General features: G+C 36.5%; 34 protein-coding genes. 8 read left to right on the top strand and 26 right to left on the bottom strand.

All coding sequences use genetic code 11. From position 1 onward, the window contains the following. Nucleotides 1–9: 9 nt before the first annotated feature. The 19 genes from NST14_RS30170 to NST14_RS30080 form a co-directional block, all read right to left on the bottom strand. Complete coding sequence (locus NST14_RS30170; protein ID WP_284992854.1) at nt 10–504, bottom strand: hypothetical protein; 495 nt, start codon at nt 502–504, stop codon at nt 10–12. Continuing rightward, a complete protein-coding gene (locus tag NST14_RS30165; RefSeq protein WP_200730688.1) occupies nt 501–635 on the bottom strand; it encodes a Fur-regulated basic protein FbpA in 135 nt (44 codons plus the stop codon). Before NST14_RS30165 ends, NST14_RS30170 begins: the two co-directional genes overlap by 4 nt. Before the next feature lie 8 nt (nt 636–643). Beyond that, nucleotides 644–1066: a hypothetical protein gene (locus NST14_RS30160; protein WP_284992855.1), complete on the bottom strand. Its 423-nt coding sequence runs from the start codon at nt 1064–1066 to the stop codon at nt 644–646. Next, nucleotides 1063–1629: a nucleoside permease gene (locus NST14_RS30155; RefSeq protein ID WP_341119573.1), complete on the bottom strand. Its 567-nt coding sequence runs from the start codon at nt 1627–1629 to the stop codon at nt 1063–1065. The genes NST14_RS30160 and NST14_RS30155 overlap by 4 nt, the downstream gene beginning before the upstream one ends. A 10-nt stretch (nt 1630–1639) precedes the next feature. Further along, complete coding sequence (locus NST14_RS30150) at nt 1640–1906, bottom strand: hypothetical protein (RefSeq protein WP_341119572.1); 267 nt, start codon at nt 1904–1906, stop codon at nt 1640–1642. Beyond that, nucleotides 1903–2148 (bottom strand): helix-turn-helix domain containing protein, encoded by a 246-nt coding sequence (locus tag NST14_RS30145; RefSeq protein WP_141543462.1) that lies wholly within the window; start codon nt 2146–2148, stop codon nt 1903–1905. Before NST14_RS30145 ends, NST14_RS30150 begins: the two co-directional genes overlap by 4 nt. Next, complete coding sequence (locus NST14_RS30140) at nt 2105–2368, bottom strand: hypothetical protein (RefSeq protein WP_109631666.1); 264 nt, start codon at nt 2366–2368, stop codon at nt 2105–2107. The genes NST14_RS30145 and NST14_RS30140 overlap by 44 nt, the downstream gene beginning before the upstream one ends. Before the next feature lie 15 nt (nt 2369–2383). Continuing rightward, nucleotides 2384–3142 (bottom strand): ATP-binding protein, encoded by a 759-nt coding sequence (locus tag NST14_RS30135; protein ID WP_227572148.1) that lies wholly within the window; start codon nt 3140–3142, stop codon nt 2384–2386. Continuing rightward, complete coding sequence (locus tag NST14_RS30130; protein WP_341119570.1) at nt 3126–3965, bottom strand: replication protein; 840 nt, start codon at nt 3963–3965, stop codon at nt 3126–3128. The genes NST14_RS30135 and NST14_RS30130 overlap by 17 nt, the downstream gene beginning before the upstream one ends. Beyond that, nucleotides 3966–4187, bottom strand: a complete 222-nt coding sequence (locus tag NST14_RS30125; protein ID WP_098255101.1) for a hypothetical protein — start codon at nt 4185–4187, stop codon at nt 3966–3968. It abuts the gene before it with no gap. After that, nucleotides 4187–4363 carry a hypothetical protein gene (locus NST14_RS30120; RefSeq protein ID WP_276105320.1) on the bottom strand — a complete coding sequence of 59 codons (177 nt, stop codon included), beginning with the start codon at nt 4361–4363 and terminating at the stop codon, nt 4187–4189. Before NST14_RS30120 ends, NST14_RS30125 begins: the two co-directional genes overlap by 1 nt. Before the next feature lie 14 nt (nt 4364–4377). Beyond that, entirely contained in the window at nt 4378–5190 is an 813-nt protein-coding gene (recT, locus tag NST14_RS30115; RefSeq protein ID WP_341119567.1) for a recombination protein RecT, read from the bottom strand. Between the two features lie 14 nt (nt 5191–5204). Continuing rightward, complete coding sequence (locus NST14_RS30110) at nt 5205–6140, bottom strand: YqaJ viral recombinase family nuclease (protein WP_341119566.1); 936 nt, start codon at nt 6138–6140, stop codon at nt 5205–5207. 1 nt (nt 6141) lies between these two features. Then, complete coding sequence (locus NST14_RS30105; RefSeq protein WP_341119564.1) at nt 6142–6342, bottom strand: hypothetical protein; 201 nt, start codon at nt 6340–6342, stop codon at nt 6142–6144. 205 nt (nt 6343–6547) lie between these two features. Then, on the bottom strand, nt 6548–6688 hold the full coding sequence (locus NST14_RS30100) for a hypothetical protein (RefSeq protein WP_001992059.1): 141 nt from the start codon (nt 6686–6688) through the stop codon (nt 6548–6550). Next, on the bottom strand, nt 6678–6800 hold the full coding sequence (locus NST14_RS30095) for a hypothetical protein (RefSeq protein WP_001992058.1): 123 nt from the start codon (nt 6798–6800) through the stop codon (nt 6678–6680). Before NST14_RS30095 ends, NST14_RS30100 begins: the two co-directional genes overlap by 11 nt. 16 nt (nt 6801–6816) lie before the next feature. Further along, nucleotides 6817–7074: a hypothetical protein gene (locus NST14_RS30090; protein WP_341119563.1), complete on the bottom strand. Its 258-nt coding sequence runs from the start codon at nt 7072–7074 to the stop codon at nt 6817–6819. A 13-nt stretch (nt 7075–7087) separates the two neighbouring features. Continuing rightward, nucleotides 7088–7924, bottom strand: a complete 837-nt coding sequence (locus NST14_RS30085; protein WP_341119562.1) for an ORF6N domain-containing protein — start codon at nt 7922–7924, stop codon at nt 7088–7090. Between the two features lie 63 nt (nt 7925–7987). Next, nucleotides 7988–8197 carry a helix-turn-helix domain-containing protein gene (locus tag NST14_RS30080; RefSeq protein WP_229180596.1) on the bottom strand — a complete coding sequence of 70 codons (210 nt, stop codon included), beginning with the start codon at nt 8195–8197 and terminating at the stop codon, nt 7988–7990. A 163-nt stretch (nt 8198–8360) separates the two neighbouring features. Here NST14_RS30080 and NST14_RS30075 point away from each other — a divergent pair, with 163 nt between their 5' ends. Then, nucleotides 8361–8693: a helix-turn-helix domain-containing protein gene (locus NST14_RS30075; protein ID WP_229180595.1), complete on the top strand. Its 333-nt coding sequence runs from the start codon at nt 8361–8363 to the stop codon at nt 8691–8693. Nucleotides 8694–8704: 11 nt separating this feature from the next. Here NST14_RS30075 and NST14_RS30070 read toward each other — a convergent pair whose 3' ends face one another. The 3 genes from NST14_RS30070 to NST14_RS30060 form a co-directional block, all read right to left on the bottom strand. Next, nucleotides 8705–8830 carry a hypothetical protein gene (locus tag NST14_RS30070; protein WP_262737428.1) on the bottom strand — a complete coding sequence of 42 codons (126 nt, stop codon included), beginning with the start codon at nt 8828–8830 and terminating at the stop codon, nt 8705–8707. A 150-nt stretch (nt 8831–8980) separates the two neighbouring features. Beyond that, entirely contained in the window at nt 8981–9136 is a 156-nt protein-coding gene (locus NST14_RS30065) for a hypothetical protein (protein ID WP_229180594.1), read from the bottom strand. Between the two features lie 6 nt (nt 9137–9142). Then, a complete protein-coding gene (locus NST14_RS30060) occupies nt 9143–10306 on the bottom strand; it encodes an AimR family lysis-lysogeny pheromone receptor (RefSeq protein WP_229180593.1) in 1164 nt (387 codons plus the stop codon). A 487-nt stretch (nt 10307–10793) separates the two neighbouring features. Between NST14_RS30060 and NST14_RS30055 the strand changes: the two genes are divergently transcribed. The 6 genes from NST14_RS30055 to NST14_RS30030 all read left to right on the top strand — a co-directional run bounded on the left by NST14_RS30055 (nt 10794) and on the right by NST14_RS30030 (nt 15583). Then, a complete protein-coding gene (locus NST14_RS30055; RefSeq protein ID WP_001992053.1) occupies nt 10794–11141 on the top strand; it encodes a helix-turn-helix transcriptional regulator in 348 nt (115 codons plus the stop codon). Nucleotides 11142–11334: 193 nt separating this feature from the next. Then, nucleotides 11335–11766 carry a DUF3862 domain-containing protein gene (locus tag NST14_RS30050; protein ID WP_341119553.1) on the top strand — a complete coding sequence of 144 codons (432 nt, stop codon included), beginning with the start codon at nt 11335–11337 and terminating at the stop codon, nt 11764–11766. A 552-nt stretch (nt 11767–12318) separates the two neighbouring features. Further along, entirely contained in the window at nt 12319–13377 is a 1059-nt protein-coding gene (locus NST14_RS30045) for a replication protein (RefSeq protein WP_341119551.1), read from the top strand. Nucleotides 13378–13523: 146 nt separating this feature from the next. After that, the gene (locus NST14_RS30040; protein WP_341119550.1) at nt 13524–14054 is read left to right on the top strand and encodes a DUF3967 domain-containing protein; all 531 of its coding nucleotides are present in this window, start codon (nt 13524–13526) and stop codon (nt 14052–14054) included. A gap of 159 nt (nt 14055–14213) precedes the next feature. Continuing rightward, nucleotides 14214–15197 (top strand): ParM/StbA family protein, encoded by a 984-nt coding sequence (locus tag NST14_RS30035; RefSeq protein WP_341119548.1) that lies wholly within the window; start codon nt 14214–14216, stop codon nt 15195–15197. Further along, the gene (locus NST14_RS30030; protein ID WP_341119546.1) at nt 15194–15583 is read left to right on the top strand and encodes a hypothetical protein; all 390 of its coding nucleotides are present in this window, start codon (nt 15194–15196) and stop codon (nt 15581–15583) included. Before NST14_RS30035 ends, NST14_RS30030 begins: the two co-directional genes overlap by 4 nt. A gap of 67 nt (nt 15584–15650) precedes the next feature. Here the strand turns inward: NST14_RS30030 and NST14_RS30025 are convergent, their stop codons facing one another. After that, entirely contained in the window at nt 15651–18203 is a 2553-nt protein-coding gene (locus tag NST14_RS30025) for an ATP-binding protein (RefSeq protein ID WP_341119545.1), read from the bottom strand. A gap of 1 nt (nt 18204) precedes the next feature. Continuing rightward, entirely contained in the window at nt 18205–18558 is a 354-nt protein-coding gene (locus NST14_RS30020; protein WP_341119543.1) for a hypothetical protein, read from the bottom strand. 84 nt (nt 18559–18642) lie between these two features. On the opposite strand from NST14_RS30020, the gene NST14_RS30015 reads away from it, so the two are divergent. Next, nucleotides 18643–19122 (top strand): HNH endonuclease, encoded by a 480-nt coding sequence (locus NST14_RS30015; RefSeq protein WP_341119541.1) that lies wholly within the window; start codon nt 18643–18645, stop codon nt 19120–19122. Between the two features lie 9 nt (nt 19123–19131). On the opposite strand, the gene NST14_RS30010 is transcribed toward NST14_RS30015, so the two are convergent. After that, entirely contained in the window at nt 19132–19485 is a 354-nt protein-coding gene (locus tag NST14_RS30010) for a glycosyltransferase (RefSeq protein ID WP_341119540.1), read from the bottom strand. A gap of 126 nt (nt 19486–19611) precedes the next feature. After that, a complete protein-coding gene (locus NST14_RS30005) occupies nt 19612–19962 on the bottom strand; it encodes a hypothetical protein (protein ID WP_341119538.1) in 351 nt (116 codons plus the stop codon). Between the last annotated feature and the right edge of the window lie 22 nt (nt 19963–19984).

The following is a 19984-nucleotide window of genomic DNA, read 5'->3' as shown; positions in this document are numbered from 1 at the left end:
CTCCTTTTTTTATATTTTCATAGTTTTATCGATTGCCATTTTAGCAGTAGGATCGTATTGACCTTTTGAATTGTGCCAATCATTATGTTTAACTTTGTTATAAATATCATTTTTGGTATTCTTGTATTGTTTTTGTCGTTCGTTTTTGATTTCATTAGCTGTCTTGTTCGCTTGAATAAAAAATTCTTTTTTATATCCATGCTTTTTAAGTTCATCCATTAGAATGTCGATCATTATTTTGTTTACATCTGTTTCTCTTTCTTGATGTTTTAACAATTTTAAATATGAATTAACCTCTCCAATTTTTATGCCTAATAGGTGATTATCCATTTTCATTCTTTTATAAGTTGATTCATGCGCTCCTCTTTGTTTTAATTTGTTAATTTTCGCTTGTATATTATCTTTTTTCTTCACTAATTCATTTTTTTCTTCCATCAATCGTTCTTGCATAGAATCTGTAGATAACACTGGTGTATTACATTTAACACATCTAACTAAGTTCATTTTTCTCCGTCTCCTTCTTCCAACAGCCCCGCCAGTTCCTCGCAACTCCCTTCAAATAAGTCGCGCCCATCCGGTAGCTTGTAAATGTGATTATCGATTAATTTGTTGATTAAAACGTCTTGCCTGTCCATGTTGCCTCCTAGCTGATTTGTTTCTTTTTCGCGCTTCCGCGTTTGTCCTTGGGCTTTGTTGCTGCTAAATACGGATGCATGCCTCTTTCAACTCTTTTATAGAAGCAAATATCGTTTATTCCGTTTTCTCTAGCAAGTTCCAAATGTATAGAGTGACCTTTTGGTTTTGTGGCTGCTTCTTTTGGATCCATACCGTTCTTAACTCTTCTGTAATAAGTAGACGGGCTAATTCCATTGTGTTGAGCAATCGCTAACATCTTTCCATGACCGTATCTTCTGTTGACGTTCCTTTTTCTAACCGCCTCTGTTATAGCGCGTTCAACTGTCCATCCATAAACATGAACCCTTTGATACACACGATATTTAGTGATCCCTTTACTTACTGCCTTCTCGTAATCCTCATCAGTGATAACAGGTCCGTAATGCTTCACGATACTCCCTCCTTATCTTTCACAGAACAACGTCTTCCTGTATTAATTACTGGTGTTGTCGCCGCTCGTTCAATGTCCCATTTTTGAGTGTGGATCCGCGAAAGGAACGTATGATATCCAATGCCGTTGTTCTTTGCGATATCTAACCACTTTTTCTCTATTTCACCTTTTCGTCTCACTGGTTTAGTTGCCGCATCTTGATATGTCCAACCTAATCTCAATCTGTTATAAAAAGTACGTTCCGGAATGCCATTCTCTAATGCAGTTTCCTTCCATTTCCCATGTTTACGAATCCTTCCCCTATGCGGTTTTAATGGAGTCGTTATCGCTTCCTCTACACTCATCCCCATATCGACAATTCTTGCGTATGCAGTTTTGTAAGATATTCCATTTGATTCTGAAATTTCTCTCTCTTCTTTTGTGAATATCCCCCCTCGTACTGGAGGTGTTGTTATCGCTTCTTTTATCGTCCAACCACTTCTAATCCTGTCGTACAACGTGTGGTAGCTAATCCCGTTGTTTAATGCTTTTTGTAAATTTTCTTCGCTTATCCAACTCGGCATTTTCTCCCTCCTAATCTAGCTCCATAATTTCTTTTAGAGTCCGATCTGAGATGTATGTGTTAACAATTTGTATCTCTCCGTATTTCTTTTTAGCCATTCCCTCGGCTTCGCTCTCTGTCTTTGCTTCAAACCACCTTATCTTTTGTCTTAAATCTTTATCGAAGAAATCCACGGCATAAGTAGGGATTCCCTGTGTCTTTGCTAAAAATTGTTCGGACGTGCTTGTTGCTGCGTAATCAAAACTGCCTACAACATCCTCCAGTGTCAGTTGTTTCATGCTCCTAACCCCATTGGGCGGGATTTAATCAAATTTTTATCTGCCTGATCCATAATCAAAGCGGCGATTTCTAGCTGATGTCTCCCTAGCTCTTTTGCGATTTCAAGGATTCCTTTGTCTTTCTTCCACATTTCCTGCAATCTAATAACTTCACTTTCATCAAATACCAGGTCTAACTCTTCTAAAGCGATATATAGGTTACGACGCGATTTCTTCATGTACTTTCTCTGCTGCAACGCCATTGTGTAATTTTCCTTTTCCAAATCCGTTCCAAGTCTTGGCATCCCATTTCCCCTCCAGTTGTAATTGATGAATCTCTCTTAGTTCCGCCATAACGGCATGACGCTTTCTATCCACTTCCTCAGGCGTTTGATTCCCCGCTTCGCAAATACATGGTTCAAACTGATACATACCCGTTCCAATGTCGTTCTGAATTACTCCCGTTCCGTTACATGCACACATTTCAATTTCCCCCTTTTAAAATGGTAATGCCTTTCTTCTGTAATCCTTTGTTTCTTTGAAAGTGATCGTTCTGAAATTATTGAGAATACGCGATACAATCCGTTCATCGTATGCCTCGTCTAAACGCTTCCCTGTGAGGTTTGTCGTGAAGATAGTAGATTTACCTTGCCTGCCATCAAAAACATCGAATAGCACCCTATTAATAAAGTTTGTTGCTTTTGTATTTGCATCTAACGCGCCTAACTCAGCTCCTAAATCATCAACTATTAATACTTCCGCTCTCACTAATCCTCTTATAATTGCATCTTCAGTTAATGTAGATTCTTTACTGAAAGTACTTTTTATTTTCCGTAGCAATTCACCGACTGTAACGAAGACAACTGACTTCCCTGCTCCTGCAAGTTGATCCGCTATAGCGTAAGCAAGATGCGTTTTCCCTGCCCCGCAATTCCCGGCCATAATTGTGTTAAAAATCTTTCCGTTGAGATAATCTGTTGCGATGACCTTTGCGAGTTCAAGGTTCTTCGCTCCTTCATCGCTAGTAGGTTGGTAGTTATCAAAGTTAGCTTTCTTAATGTTGCTATCGGCAATCATGCTTTGTTGGTGGAACATGAACTTCTTCTCATTCGCTTTATCTGCATCGTATTTTGCTTGTTCCTGCTGCTGAAGCTTCTTACTTTCGTTTTCAAGGAAGCATCGAGGGCAAACAGCTTGTCCGCCAAACTTCATCTTATTCATGCCGTGCGTATCACACACATCAGAATCCATAGTCATATTCACCTTTTTGGCTATATCGGTTGGTATTGCTAGTGCCGCTCTCTGCATTGTTCTTCGCTCCTTTTTTAGAATTCATTTGAATAGTAAGTTGATCGAACTTCTCACGTAGCTTTTTAGGAGATAAAATGTTACCTTGCCAGAATGGATCAGCTTGGCACCAATCGATAACATCTTTAATCTCTTGTGGTTCCCTGTTATCACGTTCTCGCATTAATCTAAATTCATTTGCCCAATTATCGAAGTTAGGCTCTTTTTGTTTAGGATTATTACCCTTAATTTTTTCAAACAAATATTTAGCCCCGTTGGTGTCGCAAGTTTCAAACTTGTGACGAGAAGGTTTTTTCTTTGTAGTAATCTCTGTTGTAGTCTTTGTAGTAATCTCTGTTAAAGAATTAACCCTTTCGGTAAGTTCCATTTCACCCAAAGGGGGATTTGGATTTTCCCCAAAGGTCAAAATGGATTTTACCCTTTCGGTAACTTCGGAAATGATTAACTTAATGTGATTTGTAGGAGCTCCGTTAAATTTGAACTTCTTCACTTCCACAAATCCTTTTTCGATGAGTATTTTGATAGCTCGATCATATTGTTTAGGTGTAATTCGAATTTCATCTTTCCAATCTTCACGGCTCTTCGCTAACCAAAACTCACCATTCTTCTTAACTCGCAATTTGCTCTTTCCTTGTTCATTAGGCATATACCAATAAACGATTTGCCCTAATAAGATTCCAGCGATTAAATCACCAGTTATATCTACATAAGCGAGTCGCACCATATATCCGCTTCTTGCAAATGTTTCTAGTTGAAATATGTTACTACTCATTTAATTCACCTTCTTCATCCAACATTCGTAACTTGCACGATCTTCCATGCCTGTAAATCGAATTTTGTCCTTTCCTTTAAACTTTCCATCGTTATAAAATGTCTTTTCCGCTCTATAAACCTTCTTGATTGGCGTTACGTAGTCATAACCTCTTGCTTCTAAATCGCGAACTGCTGTTAGCATTTCTTTCATTGATCCACGTCTTACAGGCACTTGAAACATTACGCATTCTCCCTTTCGCATATCGCAATATCACCGTTAACACTTAGTATTTTGTATCCTGGATAGCGATCGGGAGTAATGTACTCAATCGCCTTTGCTTTTGCTTCTTTTTCATTTCGTACGCCCTTCCACACCCACGCCGGAAGGACGACTTTTGATTGATTTTTATCTAACATAGGTTTTTCACTCCTTAGTTTGTTTGCTCTATCACTTCAACTTGTTCTTCTGTTTCTTCCGCTTCAATAAACTCTGGCTCCGCTGTAATGTCTTTTCGTACTACTTCGTCATGCTGTGCTTGCGTTTGAACTTCAATACTAATCGGTAAGTATTTGAACATTGCCCTCACAACTGTTTTCTTTGCCATTTCTTCATAATCACTATCCCAAGGGCTATAACTCTTCGTCTTAGATCGATTTCTTCGTTTTTCAATCTCGCTTTTTGGCATAAATTCCATTTGATACCCACCATCTTTAAAGTGAGCAACTGCATAAGCACCGATAAATGCACCACGATCACCGAATGAGGGTTTATGCTTTAAAGTAGGATGTAATCCTAACTCGTATTCGAATTCATCATGTTCAAATACTGCATGAGCATAAATGCTTTGAATATGACCAGAACGTCTTGCTAAGTCAATCATTCCTTTGTATCCGATGATAAATTGAACTTCTTTAACCCACTGAGGATTCTGTTTTGTACCTGCATTTTTATTAAACGGAAGCAAGTAGCAATGACCAAGTAACCCTGGTTCTAATCCGAGTTGCACCGCCTGCATCACAGCCCCCATAAGAGAAGGGACAGTGCATTCTAATAGCATTGGGTTAGTGCGAATCGTAGTAAGTGCTATGCGGCTCATACGGTCCATATCCATGTGCTTTGGTAACACTTCAGCCATTCTTGGGCCCATTTTTTTCATATAAGCTTCAACCGTTTGCTCAGGACTCGCTGGTTTGTTTTCTGTACGGCTTGCTAACTGATTTTTAATAGATTCATTGTTTGCCATTGTTCATTTCCTCCCTATTTAACTGTGAACTTTCTGCTTTTAGATTCTTTTGTATACTGTTTGTACAATTCCGGTTGTTCCTCTTTTAAACGCTTGCTATCAATCCGATTAGAAACTTGTGTTTTCCAAGAAATCTTGTAGTTCTCCGTTTTGCCGACTTCATTTGATCCAAGCTTTGCTTTAATTTTGTTTTCGTACTCTGTTTTCTGTTCTTCTAGTGCTTTAATTTCTTTATCTACTTGGTCACGAGCTTCTATTAATAACTCCACTTCATTTCCTAACTCGACTTCGCTATCTTCAACCGAATCTGGATACATTTCTTTAAGCAAAGTAGATGATGCTTCCGAACCATCGAACATTGGTGGAATTCCCTTCTCAACGTGGTTTAACCAGAAGTCTTTTTCAATATCGATTAGGTACTGAATGATTTCTTCATCACGTTCAATCTTTTTATAGATGAATTTGTTGCCACCGATTAATACTGCTATCCACCATGCTTTATAACCCGTTACAGCCATATAGTGTTGGCACTGTAGAAGGTAAGAAGCTGGAATTTCTTCACCTTCCCACTCTTTCTTTAGGTATTCAGAAGCCGTTTTACACTCAAGTCCTACCTTTTCACCAACAACTAGCCTGTCCACATTTGCTAGCATCCAAGGGTATTCAGGATGCTGTAAGATTGCGTTGCATGTTCTGACTTTCAAATTAGTACGTTTACTGAATTCCTCTGCTACGATTTCCTCTAGCACATTACCGAAGTAAGCTGCTTCGCTTAGTAATTGATCTTTAACCGTTTCACTTGTTTTGTCGTAGTAAACTCCAATTGGAGAACTCCATTTATTTAAACCCGCAATAGCTGCTGCATCAGAACCGCCAATACCAGCTTTTCTAGCTTCTAACCATTGTTCATGGGCCATATCTTCAGTTGTAATAAGTACGTTTGCTTTCATCTTATTCACCCGCTACTTTCGTAATTGAATGCTCAACTACATACTCTTCAACGCATTCCGTTGAGTTATGGATGTAATCTCCTTCAAAATCCAAGTACTCTTCACCCAAATAAATCTCTTGAGAGCATCCTTCGCAATTACCAATAGAATCAATAGCTGATGAGTCATGATGATTACCAATTAATATTCCATTTTCAATCATTTCCACATTCCTCCTTATTTACTTGGAAGAAACAACGTTGTATAATAGAGGTACATAATAATCTGTTGTTTCTCAAACCATTCGATTAGGCGTAGTCGAATGGTTTTTATTTTGTTTTGATGCTGTACGCATCATCATGACCAGAAACGAGGTGGAGGGGAAAGGGTGTCCGCTCCTGATCATGATGACAAGCACAACGCTTGTCCTATTTAGCTAGGGTAATAAACTCCTTATGCATTTCCTCAACCTTATCTGCGCTGTTATGTATCCCTCTAGCTCTTAAATCCTTTATGATCCATGCGAGTTTCTTTTGTTCGTATTCATCACGCTGTTCTTTATTTGTCATCTTCAAGCCATCCTGCTCTCTTTGCTACAACATCAATTCGGTGTACTAGGTATACGAATACACATATTGCCGCTGCTACGATTCCTAGTGATAATGTGCTTTCTTCCATCATTTAAATCGCTCCTGTTCTAAGAGATTGCCATTACTTCTTCATGGATTTTGTCTACTTCTGTAATTAACAGTGCTTTAATATCACACTCAAATTCTTCATTTTTATCTAACAAAATATTTATCTCTTCAACAGATTCCATATTTAACTCGTTTTCATCACTTTCTAACATGTCATCACGTTGAATCATTAATGACGTTGATACATCATCTAAATGTTTTAGTAAGTCGCTAAAAAGTTTTGCTTTCAATACTGAGTTCACGCTTACGTTTGCCATTATTGTTCCTCCTTTATATAGCCTCGTTAATGTTTACTTGATAACGAATTGCCATTTCTTTCACAATAGCTAGGTAAATCTCTAGTAACCGCTTATCTTCACCTATGATGTCTAAATTAGATACCTTATCGATTTTGGATTTTGAAACGCCCTCTAATGCCATGATTTTTTTCTTGTTGTTTACACGAATACTCAATTTAGCGCTGGCTCTTTGCTCTAAGATCTCGTAACTTTCGTTTCGAATCTTTCTGTACATTTCGAAACCACCTTGTTTACGAGCAATTTTGTTTAAAATTAACGTTGTATCTTTTCGCCAATCCGTAGAGTTCAAAGCTACAATTTCACTAATGTTGTCTACCTTCTGTTCCAACTTCTTCTGGTTTAATTCTTGAGTAGCTAATGTTGTGAAAAGCGTTTGGAACATTTGAAGCTCTGGGCTTAGTTGAGTTGTGTCTATTTGTTGTTTCCTCATATTGAAGTATCCGTCAACAAATTGATCGTATAATTCCCAAGCTGTATCATCTTCGAGGATTTTTAAAAGTTTTGCGTATCCTCGTTCTGATAGGAGGTAGATATTATTTGAATTAGCAACAGATTGTCTGCTGAATCCTAAGTCCGTAAAACTCAGTGGCTCAAACCCACTCACTTTTAAATCGATAATATCTACGCCATCTTTAAATCTTTTTCTGTTATCATTGATTCGTCTATTCACTTCTTTCAGTGCTTGTCCATGAATTACAGCGATATCTTTAACTAGCATTGCTTTTTTCTCTTCACCGAACCCACCTTCTATTCCAGTGAATCGATAACCAGCGATATATTGTTGTCCAATGATTTGTAATTGATTCATTTTGTTTCCTCCTTTTATATAGTTTGCTTCAAGCAAACCTTTTGGTAAAAAAAATAAAGTCTTCTATGATGACTCTTTCAAAAGTTCTTCTGTTTTTACATCTAATAATTTAGCTAACATAACCAATCTAGTTATACTCGGTTGTCTATTACCTAATTCTAAGTTGCAATAAATTGATTTGTTTTTATATCCAATGTTGCGAGCTACATAGCTTTGACTATAACCTAAGTCAGACCGCAACTTTTTAACCTTTTCTGTATCTAGTATTAGCATTGTATCACCTCGTGTGCTTCGTTAATTTGATTATACAACAAGGGGTTTGCTTAAAGCAACCCCCTAAAATAAAAAATAAAGGTTGTCTTGTAGCAAACCTTTTTGTTACCTTTTATATAAGGAGTCTTATTGAGAGTCTATAGTTAATTAAGGGGAGTTTAAAATGAACAATAACGTGATAGGCATTAGAATTAAAGAAATACGTGTCGATATGTTAAAAATGAGCCAAAGAGAGTTTGCTGAAGCTTTAGATGCGAAGAAAACGATGATTTCATTGTATGAAAACGGAAAAAGAAATCCGTCAAGGGAAACTGTTGAAAAAATATCTAGGCTTTCAAATGTGTCTGCTGATTACATCATGGGTCTATCAGAACATAGAACATTAAATGCTGAAAAATCAAAGAATGCCACAAACGACACAAATGAACTGTTAGAACAATTACAGAATTTAGATCAGAAGAAGTTAAAAAGAATAATGGAGATAATAAACGAATAAAGAGATGGGAGCTAGTTGCTACCCATCTCTTTTTTTATTTTTAAGATTTTATCGATTGCTTGTTGATCCCCGTTATGTACTCTTTCGAATAATTCTTTAATTTCCTTCGTTAACTCTACCATATCTACACTGTTCATCCCCAACATCCTCCGATATCTTCATAGTAGTTTGTGAATTAATTCGCATTCGTTGAACTTTATTGTATTTTTACTAAAAGTTCAACAACCCCGAAAATGACGAATGACGTCTTCCGCAAGAGAAGACGTCATTCTAATATATCTATTAAATTAGATCCCTGTTCCAGGGCCCATTTCTGAGTACAATGTAATTTGTTCTTGAGCTTCCTTAGCTACTTGCTTCGGCTGCTCTTTATTATCAGCGGGAGCGAATAAAAAACCTCCAGCTAAAGCTACGCTTGTGATTAGCGATAGAATTTTTTTCATTTAGCATCACCCAACTAAATTATAGCATTTTTGGGACATTATGCCTAGATACTTCTTCGGTAAATATGAATAAAAAATATTTTGTGACTGTTCGAATAAATGTAAAGCTTCGCTTAATATTTTCTTGTCTCCACCTTTAGCGACACCAAGGTAAAAAGTTTCATATGCATCTAAATGACCGTTTTCCCTTAAAATTTCCATTAGAATAGCAATCGCTTTCTCGTTATTACCTTTTTGTATCTCTAAATAAGCTTTCTCTGACTTGACTATAGGATTAATTAAATGCAAATCAACTTTCCAATGAATGTTTAAAAAGTCGATGGTATTTAAAATCATATTTTTCCGTTTTTGCATTTGTTCTTTTGGACCGTTATCTATTACTTTTAACGCTAAACGTAAGTAATGTAATGACTTAGTGTAGTTCGTGAAAATGTATGATTGCCCTAACACTCCATATGCAGTTGCTCTAAATATAGGAAAATATCGTTCTGAATATTCATCGTTAATTATTTCAAAGCAAACTTTCCTTGCTTTTTCTATTTCTGCGCAAGTTAATAAACCATAAATAATAGCTTCTTGTATTTTAAACTCTAAGAAATCTTTAATATATGCATTTTCAATTTCTGTTGTTTGTTGTATAAGTTCTTCAGACAATCGAACCATCTCTTTATAGTTCTCTTGATCATATCGAACGTGAAGCATTACTATTCCACATAAAACCTTCATTTCGTCTGTTTTTACTTTGAAGCGACTAGTTTCTTCATTCAATTTATCTTGCAACTTATCTCCCGATAATTTGCCGCTATATCTGAGGTATAACAGATCACAAATAACAGCCCATTCACGATACTTCCCGTTTTTCTCTTTGTCAATTAATTCTTTTAGCAAATCTAATTCTCCATGCGCTAAAAGATAATACATCGCAATTCTCTTATTTCCTGGCCTTTTCAAAGTAGAGGAATAAATTTTACACATTTCTCTTCTAACCCTTAATTCTTCTGGGTATACTTCTTTCAAAATTTCTCCGTACTTGTTAAAAGTTAATTGATACTTTCCTTTCAAAAACCTTGAAAGAGTTGCCCCATCAATTTTTAATTTTTCAACCAATTTTGTGCGATTAATATTTTGATTATCCATATCATTAGAAATTTTCGCTAATACCTTTTGCACAACTTTTGTCCTCCCTTTGGACAAAAAGACACGTAAACCCCAATTTATTACATATAAAGGAAAACGCGCCACTATTAATCTAAGATGTGTTATAATTATGTAAGAGATCCGCGACAATGTTCCCTAGGATGGTAGGGGGCAGTGTAAGAGTGCTCCAACACTACTTACACCGTGGGTCTTTTTCACGTCCGTTTATTTTATTTGTTATCATAATATCACATTTTTGGCAAATTTCAGTCATGCAGTTATCAGACAATTATTGAGAAAATTAAGAAATTCCTTATTATCAAGGTTTCTCAAGCGATGCAAAAATAAAATATGCAAATATGCATGGAACGTTTGAAGACCTCACATGCATATTTTACCACTAAACAAACATTCGTTCTATACATATTTATAAAGGTTGTAAAAATACCTAAATTAATTTAAAAAGTTAGAATATCGACCAATTATGGTATAGTGATAAGGCGATTATTATACTCAAACTATGAAAACTACAGTCGGACAAAACATTAAAAATCTCAGAAAGTCTTTCGATTTAACGCAAGAACAATTATCTGAGAGAACAGGTTTATCACGCGGACAAATTAAAAATTGGGAAACTGATCGTCATGAACCTGATCTTGAAAGTTTAAAGGTACTTGCATCGTTTTTTAACACCTCCACAGATGCTCTTCTTAACTTCGAGGACAGGAAAGAAGATGCGTTATTAGGATTACTATTCAATGATATCCAACGAGCTTATGAGGAGCTAGATGGACGTCAGCAAGGTCGTTTCGCTAAACAATTAGCGTTGTATGTCAAAATGTTACGAGATAACAAGGACATACTATGATTTGATTTCATTTTAGAAGAAATCATTTCCAAAGGAAAGAGGTAAAATTTTACATAATTTTACCATATTAACCAATGAGGGCTACGGCTCTCTTTTTTTATTTTCATTCGACAAGATATGACAAAATAGTTGTAACCGTTTCTGTTATGATAGTTTCGAAAATCTTACATTTTATCATTGGAGGAACTACATAATGGGTAAAATTTTTAAGTTTGGGTGTTTAGGAATTATTGCTTTAATCGTACTTGGCGCTATTGGGGCGGCATTAGGCGGAGGAGACGACGACAAGAAAGAAAAAGCTTCTACTGATCCAAAACAAGAAACACAAGCGCCGGCTGCTAAAGAAGAACCTAAAAAAGAGGAGCCTAAGAAAGAAGAAGCTCCAAAAAACAAACCTGGAATTAGTAAAGCTGAGTTCGATCAAATTCAAAACGGAATGAGTTATGACGAAGTTAAAGCTATTATTGGTAGCGACGGGGAAGTTTTATCAGAAAGCGGTCAAGCTGGCCAACAATTCCATACAATTATGTATAAATGGGATGGAGAAAAAGGATTTGGCGCTAATGCGAACTTTATGTTCCAAGAAGGTAAACTACAAAACAAATCTCAAGCCGGTTTAAAATAAAAAAAGAAAAGCTCCGATCGCTGGGGCTTTTTCTTTTTCTCAATGAACAATATAACTTAACGTGGTAAAATATTATTTGGATGAGAGTCCAATATATATTATTAAAATTAAAATGGTTCAAGTCGGAGGAAGGCACCTTAGGGTGTCTTTTCTTTATACAATAAAAAGCCCACCTATTTCCGTAGGTGGGTTATATGTGATTTTGCACTTGTGCACGATTGGATTTTATCAAGAACTCCTAATCCTCGTTAAGCTTCCCGATTTCTCTTCTTTTTTCGTCAATCTTCTGCTATGATTGAGGGTAGTTACATAGATTTTCAAACAAATACTTTTATATAAAATAAAAAAACCCCGGCACAGTTTTTAGATGGTTGAAGGTTGGTCGCCAGAACACCATTTAAAAACTCCAAAAGCAGAGGTTTTGTACGTTACGTCATTAAGTTGTTGCTATCTATATTGATAGTATCATAACTTCAAAAAAACGTAAATACAAATCCTCTACTTTCCTATACCCAATTTTAAGCCGGGGAGGAAAATGGAGGATTTTTTGTTATGTCTACAAGTCAATTACTAGCTGAAACACCTATGTTTGTTACCGAAGGTAAAGTTTCAAAAGAAGAATTAAGATTACCACAACATCACTTTGTAGCCGCAATGGATTGGATTGATAAATTAGGAGAATCAGCGTACTGTGATTATTTAAAACTATATACAATGGCTGATCGAAGCAATAAACAAAGAGAATACGATAAAGTCCCTCGTGCTCTTGCATCTATTTGGGACGAGTTAGGAAGAAAAGAAAAGTATTTCCGTCAGAAGGTACTTATCCCTCTTTGGGAATATGGTCTGATAGATTTAATTGAATATCAAGGAGAACGAAAACAGAAAACTGGACATAAACCAATGAACATTATTGTTTATCGTTATCCGTGTAATGATTTCAATCGCATGGTAAAGCCTTTAGAAAAGGTTCGCGATTGGAAAACAGATTATAAATCAGCAGCTAAGTTCTATGCAATCAAAGGCGGAAGACCTAAAAAAGATGTAAAGGATTCTGTAGAGAAACCTTTATCAAAGGATTCCACAGAGAAACCTTTAAAGGATTCCGTACAGAATCCTAATAATAATACTAAAGCAATTACTAATGTTTTAAATTACTTTAGTAAGTATGTAAGTATAGATATATCACCTTTAGAGTTTTTCAAACTAGCTATCTTAGAAAAACCGACTAAATATATAGAAAAAGAATTAGAGTCTTTAACAACCATTCATGGCAAAGACATTGTAAACGAATCTATAAAACGATTAGCAGATAAAGATACAACAAACTATGTAGCAACTATAAAAGGGATTATTAGACAGTGGGATAAACAAGGAATGCAATGTTTTGATGATATTGAGAAAGTTGAGACTGAATATATTAATCGTAAAAAGACAGGTGCAGTTAAACAACCTAAAACATTTTCGAAAAAACCAACTAGAGAAGAATTGCTTCCTTCTTGGGTGAAAGATCAAGATGATGAAAACACATCGCCTAAACAATCTGAGGATGAATTAGCAGAAGAACGCAAACGTTTAGAAGAAGTATTGAAGAAATACAAAAGAGCATAGGTTATTTTCGGATAACCTTTTATAAGTGAAATTTCACGCACCATATCTGTTGTGTAAATAAAGATTTTAGTCTTTAGGGGGATTTTTACGAAGACAAGGATTCTCCTCCTACCATCACGAATGCTATAACACGAGGTGATGGTGTTATGACAGATAAAACAGACAGCTCTCATTCCGTATATATCAGCAAAGACGTAGCAATGATGCTTAAGATTCAAGAATCAACTTTACGTAAGTACTGTATCATGCTTGAGGACCACGGATACCATTTCCATAAAAATGAGCACGGGCACCGTGGATTCCTTGATAACGATGTTATAACGCTCCGGAAGTTAATTGAAATCAAGTCACACCCTGATATGACGTTAAAACAGGCTTGTGGCGCAGTGATGACATGGGTTAAAGAGAAAAGTATGTCAGAGGTTGATACGGATGTTATAACGAAAAATGAGCAACATGACGAGCGATATAACGAGCTTAAAGAAATGATTCAGCAACAGAATGAGATGTTGAAGAAAATGGCGATGAAACTGGACGAGCAACAGCGGTATATCGATGAGAGATTAGAGAAGCGAGACCAGCAACTTATGGGCGCTATACGTGAGATGCAGGAAGAAAAGCGCGTGTTGTTGGAGACAGCAGCAACGAAAAAGAAAACTTGGTGGAGATTCTGGTGAAGAGTCTCTTTTTTATTTGAAATAAACTCTAAACAAACTCTAATTAAAGTCTATTTTAAGTTCGGTGTACATAAAATAAAAATTGACCAATGAAAAATTTGGCATTAAAATCAGATTAGAGTTAAATCAAACTTAAATAAAACTCGGGGAGAGATTTAAATGGACTTATTAGAAATCAAAACTTATTCAATTGACTTGGGGAATGGATATACGAAGAGAATCGTTAATGGCGAGTGTATTGTAGAACCTTCTGTAATCGCTGATGTGGAGAGTTATTTCAGTGATGATGTAGATGTTACAACTCTACAGTTAAGTGAAGGTGAAGCGTATTTCACTGGTGAAGATGTTGGTATTCTAGGATTAAAACCAATCTCTGCTCTTGGCGAACATGATATGGATCGTTATGAAACTCCTGAATTCAAAAAGATGATTTTCGGATTCTTAGCTAAAGACTTCAAACAAGATGTTGCGATTGAACGTTTAGTAACTGGACTTCCAGTGCAGCACTTTAAAACAAAAGGGAAAATTGTAGAAGAGTTATTAAAAGGACGTACAGTTATTAAAGTTAACAATAACGATATTATTGTCGATATTCAAAACGTATCAATTATCCCTCAACCAATCGGTACATACTTACATCTAGTAGCTAAGAAATCAGTTACTCCAAATAAAGATTTAACTTTAATTGTTGATTGTGGACATGGAACACTTGATGTAACTGAGTTAAAAGGAAAAACAATCGTCAAGCGCGCTGGTAACAATGAAGGCGCAAAAGAAGCTTACATTAACATTTATAATACATTAGTTGAAGAATACGGTTCATTAAAAGACCTAACTATTTCTAACATCCAGAACATTTTACTTGATGGGTTACTTGTAAGCGGAAGTCGTATCAATGTGAGAGCTAAAGCCGAAGTGCAAAAGATTCTTAAGAAACACTTCAACAGCATCTTTACATTCCTACAAGACAATAAATTTGATTTAAGATCATACGACAAAGTTGTATTTACAGGTGGAATTGTACATTTATACAATGATTACTTTGGAGAACGTGCAGAAGCTAACTTCTTAGTTGTTGAAGACGGCCAAACAGCAAACGCACGTGGATACCATGAATATGGAAAGGCGATGACTGCGAAGTGAAAGAACGATTGCAAGTCTATTACGATCCAGAAGTAGATGTTAAAGTGAATGCACTAATTGAGCACTTTGATGAAATTGGAAAAGGTAAACGAGGTTATACAACGGATAAACTTAAAGAATGCTTAAAAGTATATCAAATCCTATCTGAACGTTGCGGTACTTCTGAACCAATGGATGTGTTACTACATTATATCGATGGTAGTGAATCTCGCATCCCACGTTTAGAAAATCGCGGATTAGGAGATACACAAGGCTTACCAAGAGAAGAAAATCGTGGACTTGGCATTGATAGAGCCGAGAATAAGAAAGTTTCTGAAGAAGTAGATAATGGTGTTGCTGATTTACTTGGTGACGGTGGAGAATTCGAATTCGGAGAAAATATTTAAGCCCTGATTATTCAGGGCTTTTTTTATTCTATATCCTTATACAAGTACATAACATAAATATTGTCCATTACCCTTGTAACTCTTCCCAGCTTCGACCGTACAATTGGGTGTGCTGTTTAGTTAGGGAAGAGTTACTATGTTTTTGTTCAACTGGAGGTTTCATTTTACAGATAAATGCATGTTGCAGATCACCACCGGCTCTTACTGAAATGATTGCATGGAATCGTGGTAATCTTGCTGCATCATCGATTGAGATTGTTGGTTCTAGTCGGTGTTGGGACAACTCAAATGTTTTAATGTGGTCATTTGAGAAAAGGATTTGTTGCACTCCACCGCCTTGCAAATTCTCTTGTAAAGAGTGCGGCAATTTATTCCAATGATGGAATGCATATAACGCTCCAAGTCTCTCCTTACGCCCTTCTGTACCAATACGCCCCATCAACTTAGTTAATCCCTCTGTAGCGTACTGCTCAGGTTCATTAAAAACAACGAAACAGCCATTAGATTGTTCTTCTTTGCTCATAAGCATCCGTGTCATAAATGTTTTAAGTGTAATCCAGTGGACAAGTGTTTTAGATGCCAGCTCACCTAATTTGCGGTTTGGGATGCGGATAATAACAACTTTTCCTTCTTGCATCCACTTAGCAAAATCCACCTCTTGCTTTGGATCCTGCGAAAAGATGTCAAATAAGGTATCGTTACCAAAGAAATCATCTAAACGATTCAATACTGCATCTGCTTTGCTTCCTAACTCTTCATTAGTTCCCCATGAAAGCAACTCTTCTGCTAATCTTTTATTCCCTTCCTGGAGCAGCTGTTCAATTACGCTTATACGAAATCCTTCATCTTCTATAATTCTCTTGATATTAAACAAAGATCCACCTGCTGCCTTTGCTGCCGCTTTTAAGTAACGCTTAGAACGCGCCATTTTCTCCATGTCTCCAAAGAAATCCGTTACTTCGTCCGCGAATCTGCTCGCACCTTTTCGGCCTAACTTTGTAATTACTTCTGTAAGATCCATAGGAACAATATAATTTTCATCGCTCAAATCAATATCTATTATTTTGTCACTTGGCAGAGCATCCCTTATACCGTCAGCCATACCACGCTCTCCTGCTTCGCAAATTACTTCAGGAATAATAGCGCTGATACCATGATTTAAACATCCATCTACTACCCAATTTTTGATGGCAGTGTCTTTTCCAGAACCCTGTTGCCCAATAAATGTGTAACCTTTATACAATTCATCTGGATTTTTAACAGGGAAATAGATTGGTATTTTCTTATCTTTCAACTCACTCTCTCCTAAATGAATCCCATTCGGATCACATAATACACTTGGAATATCCGTTTCCGTTCTCTTTTTCACGCTTAATGCTTCCTCATACCGCCGTTGCAGTTCCGCTGTAGGCATTTGCATTGCTAACTTAGCCATTTCATCAGTAGAGATTAAATTAACATTACCGTTCATTTTCGTACGTTTGGAGAGGTGTAATGTATTTAACTCTTGGAGTACTTCTTTTTTCCTGCTCTGATTGTTAATTTTAACGCCATGTAATTCGTTATTATCCGCTATTTCGCTAAATGAGAGGGCTGACGTTTCACTCATCGTTTCGCGTGTCAGACGGTCTTGTGAGTGCGCTGCTATGCGTATATGACTTTTAAATACAGGATTGTTTAATTTTTCACGACTTGCATTACTGATATGACGCGAATTAATTTCATCCTCCAGGCTAAACGGCTTATCAACTACTTTTCCTTTTTCATATGACTTATTACTTTTGAAAAATGTATTTGATAAAGCGTTAAACAAATCCGTTATTAGGAAATTCACTTCATTCACGAAACCTCCAAGTGCCTGTTTTGAAGCCCCTATCACCATCCTGGAGTTTATTGTAGCTCTTTGCGGTACTTTTCCTTTAGAAAGCTTCTCATAAGCCCAAGATGCGTTTTTTATCCACTTCTGACGGTTCTCTGCTTCATTACAGATACTTAGCCTTGCAAAGTCACCATCAAACTGTAATTCGTCTATTGTGTTCATGACTGCTGCAATAGGGGTCTTCTGCTCGTTTGCATTTGTGTTCAAGCTAAATATATCGTGTTTAAGATATTTTAACTCCTGGACAATCGTATTTTCTTCCGGGACTTGTATTTGCTCAAGGGAAGCTTCTTTAATTGTGACACTCATCTTATTTTCTAATTTTCGTTTTAACTTGGTTGCTTGATATTCTGATGTAGAAACATAAAACTCAATTTTCTTCTGGCCGTTCTCTTGTTTAAATATCACATCGAACCAAAATAAATCCTTTTCACGATACATAAAGCGTAGTCCATCACGTTCTAAACGGGTCCCTGGCGACTCATACATTTCATACATCTTATAAATGGCTTTCCATAATCGGCGCGTGTTATTTGTAACATTACTGTGAGGAATAATACGATACACAACCATTTTGTTTTGCTCTACTTGGAAGAAATCAGACCACGCTATAGTTTCCGTTCGCTTCCACCACTTCTTTTTCTTCTTTGGTATTTCTGCCGGCACACCACCAAGATAAAGTGCAGGATAGTAAAACTTCTGCTCCTGATCCGGTAAATTTTCTTCTTTTTTCTCATCCACTTCACACACCTCCAAGTATGGTAAGAGCAAGAATTAACAGTGCTGTGTACCAACTTATCGTTTTCATCATGCTTCCTTTACCTAACATGGATGAAATAATGATGAATGCTCCTGCTGCAATTGTCGTGTACCCCATGATGTCGGGAAGACTCACAATAAACCAATCCCATAGCAATGAACCACACTCTTTTAAGAAATAACCGACGGGCTTTAAAATGAACTCCACTTCTGTATGAACAATACTATCGCTAAAACTATTTAAAGCATCCATAAATGAACCTTCTTTTGCTTTTTCTCCGATATAACCACCTGCATTCGCTAAAATCATTTGACCGCCACTTAGTACAAACTTCATAAATCAGTCCCCTTTCTTTGTTTCTATTGCTTTAAATATGTTACAATTTTCATACAAATATAGAAGGAGTTGGTTATTTAATTAATGAAAATAGAAACCTATGAACATATTAAAAAGTACATTCATTTGTTAAATATCGATTATGAAAATGGTGTAATTCTAAATAGAAGACCTCAAATCGTACAAGGTTACGCAAAAATAAAATTTAAACAAAAAATGATTGGTCTGCATCAAATTATTAGCTTTTTAAAATACGGTAAGGAAAATATTGATTTAATCGTCAATCATATTGATGGAGATAAACTTAACAACAAACCTTCAAATTTAGAAATAGTTACTTATAGAGAAAATACAATTCATGCATTTAACTTGGGTTTAAGAAAAGGTGTGGCACCAAAAGGTGAAGGGAACGCCTTTAGTAAATTGACAGATAATGATGTGAGAGAAATAAAAGCACTACTCGCTAAAGGTCTGATGAAGAAAGACATCGCTGCGAAATTCAATATAGACCCTAGTATAATAAGTCGCATAAATAGCGGAACGCGTTGGGCGCACATTAATTAGTGCGTCTTTTTATATTGTTCTGAGGAAGTCCCTTATGTCTATTGCGTGGCGAGCAATCAGATATCCACAAGACACACCTATAAGAATTTCTAACGCCTTTGTACGATGTCCCAAAGCCCAACTAGCTCCACTAAAAATAATGACAAGCACTACCCCTGCATCGAAGGCGTTCATAATCGCTCCATGGACATTTCCAAAAGTGCTATTAACAGTAGCCGCAAGTGCCGCTTTGGGTAGGATCATAATAAGAGATCCGGTAGTACCGGTAATAACTCTTTTTAATGCGGTAACATCGCTTTTCTTCTTGTTCTTGTAGCTTCCATCCATAAACGAACGAAACGGTATTACCTCTGTTTTCGCCATGATGTACACCTCTCACATGTTATTTTTTTTAAAATGGACATACTAACGGTAAATCCTTAAAAATGGAGGGATTACGAATGCATGTAGCTATCGCTATAGCAGTAGGGGCAGTTATTGGTACGTTAGTTAATATTTTTGTGGGCTAGATGGCATAAATGGCAGTGGGCTTATTGAAGTCTGCTGCTTCTTTGTTTGCGATTTAAGTTGTTGGATCCGTTCGGATGCAGTTGGTTGCGGTTTTGGTTTTGAAGATGGAGCAGGAGTTATTACTTTTTCTGTTTTAATTTTGATTTCTTCCACTTTTGGCTGTTCAGATTGCTTTGTATGCTCTTTTTCTACTTCCACGAGACTCATAGCTTCCCAAATTAGTTTCTTCACGTATCCGCTAAAATTACGACGTTTAACATGTTGTAGCATTAATCTATCTTTTTCGTTCTTCTCTGGATTAAAAGCCACTGGTTTACTGAATTTAGCCATCTATAACACTCCTTTTGGTAGT

The organism is Bacillus sp. FSL W8-0519, assembly GCF_038005585.1.
Taxonomy (GTDB): domain Bacteria; phylum Bacillota; class Bacilli; order Bacillales; family Bacillaceae_G; genus Bacillus_A; species Bacillus_A paranthracis.
The sequence above is the reverse complement of the archived record's forward strand: the minus strand, read 5'-3'. Positions and strand labels throughout refer to the sequence as shown.

What these genes read in the sequence shown, in the direction of transcription:
- NST14_RS30170 (WP_284992854.1), bottom strand. Translation starts at nt 504, where the DNA reads ATGAACTTAGTTAGATGTGTTAAATGTAATACACCAGTGTTATCTACA.
- NST14_RS30165 (WP_200730688.1), bottom strand. Translation starts at nt 635, where the DNA reads ATGGACAGGCAAGACGTTTTAATCAACAAATTAATCGATAATCACATT.
- NST14_RS30155 (WP_341119573.1), bottom strand. Translation starts at nt 1,629, where the DNA reads ATGCCGAGTTGGATAAGCGAAGAAAATTTACAAAAAGCATTAAACAAC.
- NST14_RS30150 (WP_341119572.1), bottom strand. Translation starts at nt 1,906, where the DNA reads ATGAAACAACTGACACTGGAGGATGTTGTAGGCAGTTTTGATTACGCA.
- NST14_RS30145 (WP_141543462.1), bottom strand. Translation starts at nt 2,148, where the DNA reads ATGGCGTTGCAGCAGAGAAAGTACATGAAGAAATCGCGTCGTAACCTA.
- NST14_RS30140 (WP_109631666.1), bottom strand. Translation starts at nt 2,368, where the DNA reads ATGTGTGCATGTAACGGAACGGGAGTAATTCAGAACGACATTGGAACG.
- NST14_RS30135 (WP_227572148.1), bottom strand. Translation starts at nt 3,142, where the DNA reads ATGACTATGGATTCTGATGTGTGTGATACGCACGGCATGAATAAGATG.
- NST14_RS30130 (WP_341119570.1), bottom strand. Translation starts at nt 3,965, where the DNA reads ATGAGTAGTAACATATTTCAACTAGAAACATTTGCAAGAAGCGGATAT.
- NST14_RS30125 (WP_098255101.1), bottom strand. Translation starts at nt 4,187, where the DNA reads ATGTTTCAAGTGCCTGTAAGACGTGGATCAATGAAAGAAATGCTAACA.
- NST14_RS30120 (WP_276105320.1), bottom strand. Translation starts at nt 4,363, where the DNA reads ATGTTAGATAAAAATCAATCAAAAGTCGTCCTTCCGGCGTGGGTGTGG.
- recT (WP_341119567.1), bottom strand. Translation starts at nt 5,190, where the DNA reads ATGGCAAACAATGAATCTATTAAAAATCAGTTAGCAAGCCGTACAGAA.
- NST14_RS30110 (WP_341119566.1), bottom strand. Translation starts at nt 6,140, where the DNA reads ATGAAAGCAAACGTACTTATTACAACTGAAGATATGGCCCATGAACAA.
- NST14_RS30105 (WP_341119564.1), bottom strand. Translation starts at nt 6,342, where the DNA reads ATGATTGAAAATGGAATATTAATTGGTAATCATCATGACTCATCAGCT.
- NST14_RS30100 (WP_001992059.1), bottom strand. Translation starts at nt 6,688, where the DNA reads ATGACAAATAAAGAACAGCGTGATGAATACGAACAAAAGAAACTCGCA.
- NST14_RS30095 (WP_001992058.1), bottom strand. Translation starts at nt 6,800, where the DNA reads ATGATGGAAGAAAGCACATTATCACTAGGAATCGTAGCAGCGGCAATA.
- NST14_RS30090 (WP_341119563.1), bottom strand. Translation starts at nt 7,074, where the DNA reads ATGGCAAACGTAAGCGTGAACTCAGTATTGAAAGCAAAACTTTTTAGC.
- NST14_RS30085 (WP_341119562.1), bottom strand. Translation starts at nt 7,924, where the DNA reads ATGAATCAATTACAAATCATTGGACAACAATATATCGCTGGTTATCGA.
- NST14_RS30080 (WP_229180596.1), bottom strand. Translation starts at nt 8,197, where the DNA reads ATGCTAATACTAGATACAGAAAAGGTTAAAAAGTTGCGGTCTGACTTA.
- NST14_RS30075 (WP_229180595.1), top strand. Translation starts at nt 8,361, where the DNA reads ATGAACAATAACGTGATAGGCATTAGAATTAAAGAAATACGTGTCGAT.
- NST14_RS30070 (WP_262737428.1), bottom strand. Translation starts at nt 8,830, where the DNA reads ATGAACAGTGTAGATATGGTAGAGTTAACGAAGGAAATTAAAGAATTA.
- NST14_RS30065 (WP_229180594.1), bottom strand. Translation starts at nt 9,136, where the DNA reads ATGAAAAAAATTCTATCGCTAATCACAAGCGTAGCTTTAGCTGGAGGT.
- NST14_RS30055 (WP_001992053.1), top strand. Translation starts at nt 10,794, where the DNA reads ATGAAAACTACAGTCGGACAAAACATTAAAAATCTCAGAAAGTCTTTC.
- NST14_RS30050 (WP_341119553.1), top strand. Translation starts at nt 11,335, where the DNA reads ATGGGTAAAATTTTTAAGTTTGGGTGTTTAGGAATTATTGCTTTAATC.
- NST14_RS30045 (WP_341119551.1), top strand. Translation starts at nt 12,319, where the DNA reads ATGTCTACAAGTCAATTACTAGCTGAAACACCTATGTTTGTTACCGAA.
- NST14_RS30040 (WP_341119550.1), top strand. Translation starts at nt 13,524, where the DNA reads ATGACAGATAAAACAGACAGCTCTCATTCCGTATATATCAGCAAAGAC.
- NST14_RS30035 (WP_341119548.1), top strand. Translation starts at nt 14,214, where the DNA reads ATGGACTTATTAGAAATCAAAACTTATTCAATTGACTTGGGGAATGGA.
- NST14_RS30020 (WP_341119543.1), bottom strand. Translation starts at nt 18,558, where the DNA reads ATGAAGTTTGTACTAAGTGGCGGTCAAATGATTTTAGCGAATGCAGGT.
- NST14_RS30015 (WP_341119541.1), top strand. Translation starts at nt 18,643, where the DNA reads ATGAAAATAGAAACCTATGAACATATTAAAAAGTACATTCATTTGTTA.
- NST14_RS30010 (WP_341119540.1), bottom strand. Translation starts at nt 19,485, where the DNA reads ATGGCGAAAACAGAGGTAATACCGTTTCGTTCGTTTATGGATGGAAGC.
- NST14_RS30005 (WP_341119538.1), bottom strand. Translation starts at nt 19,962, where the DNA reads ATGGCTAAATTCAGTAAACCAGTGGCTTTTAATCCAGAGAAGAACGAA.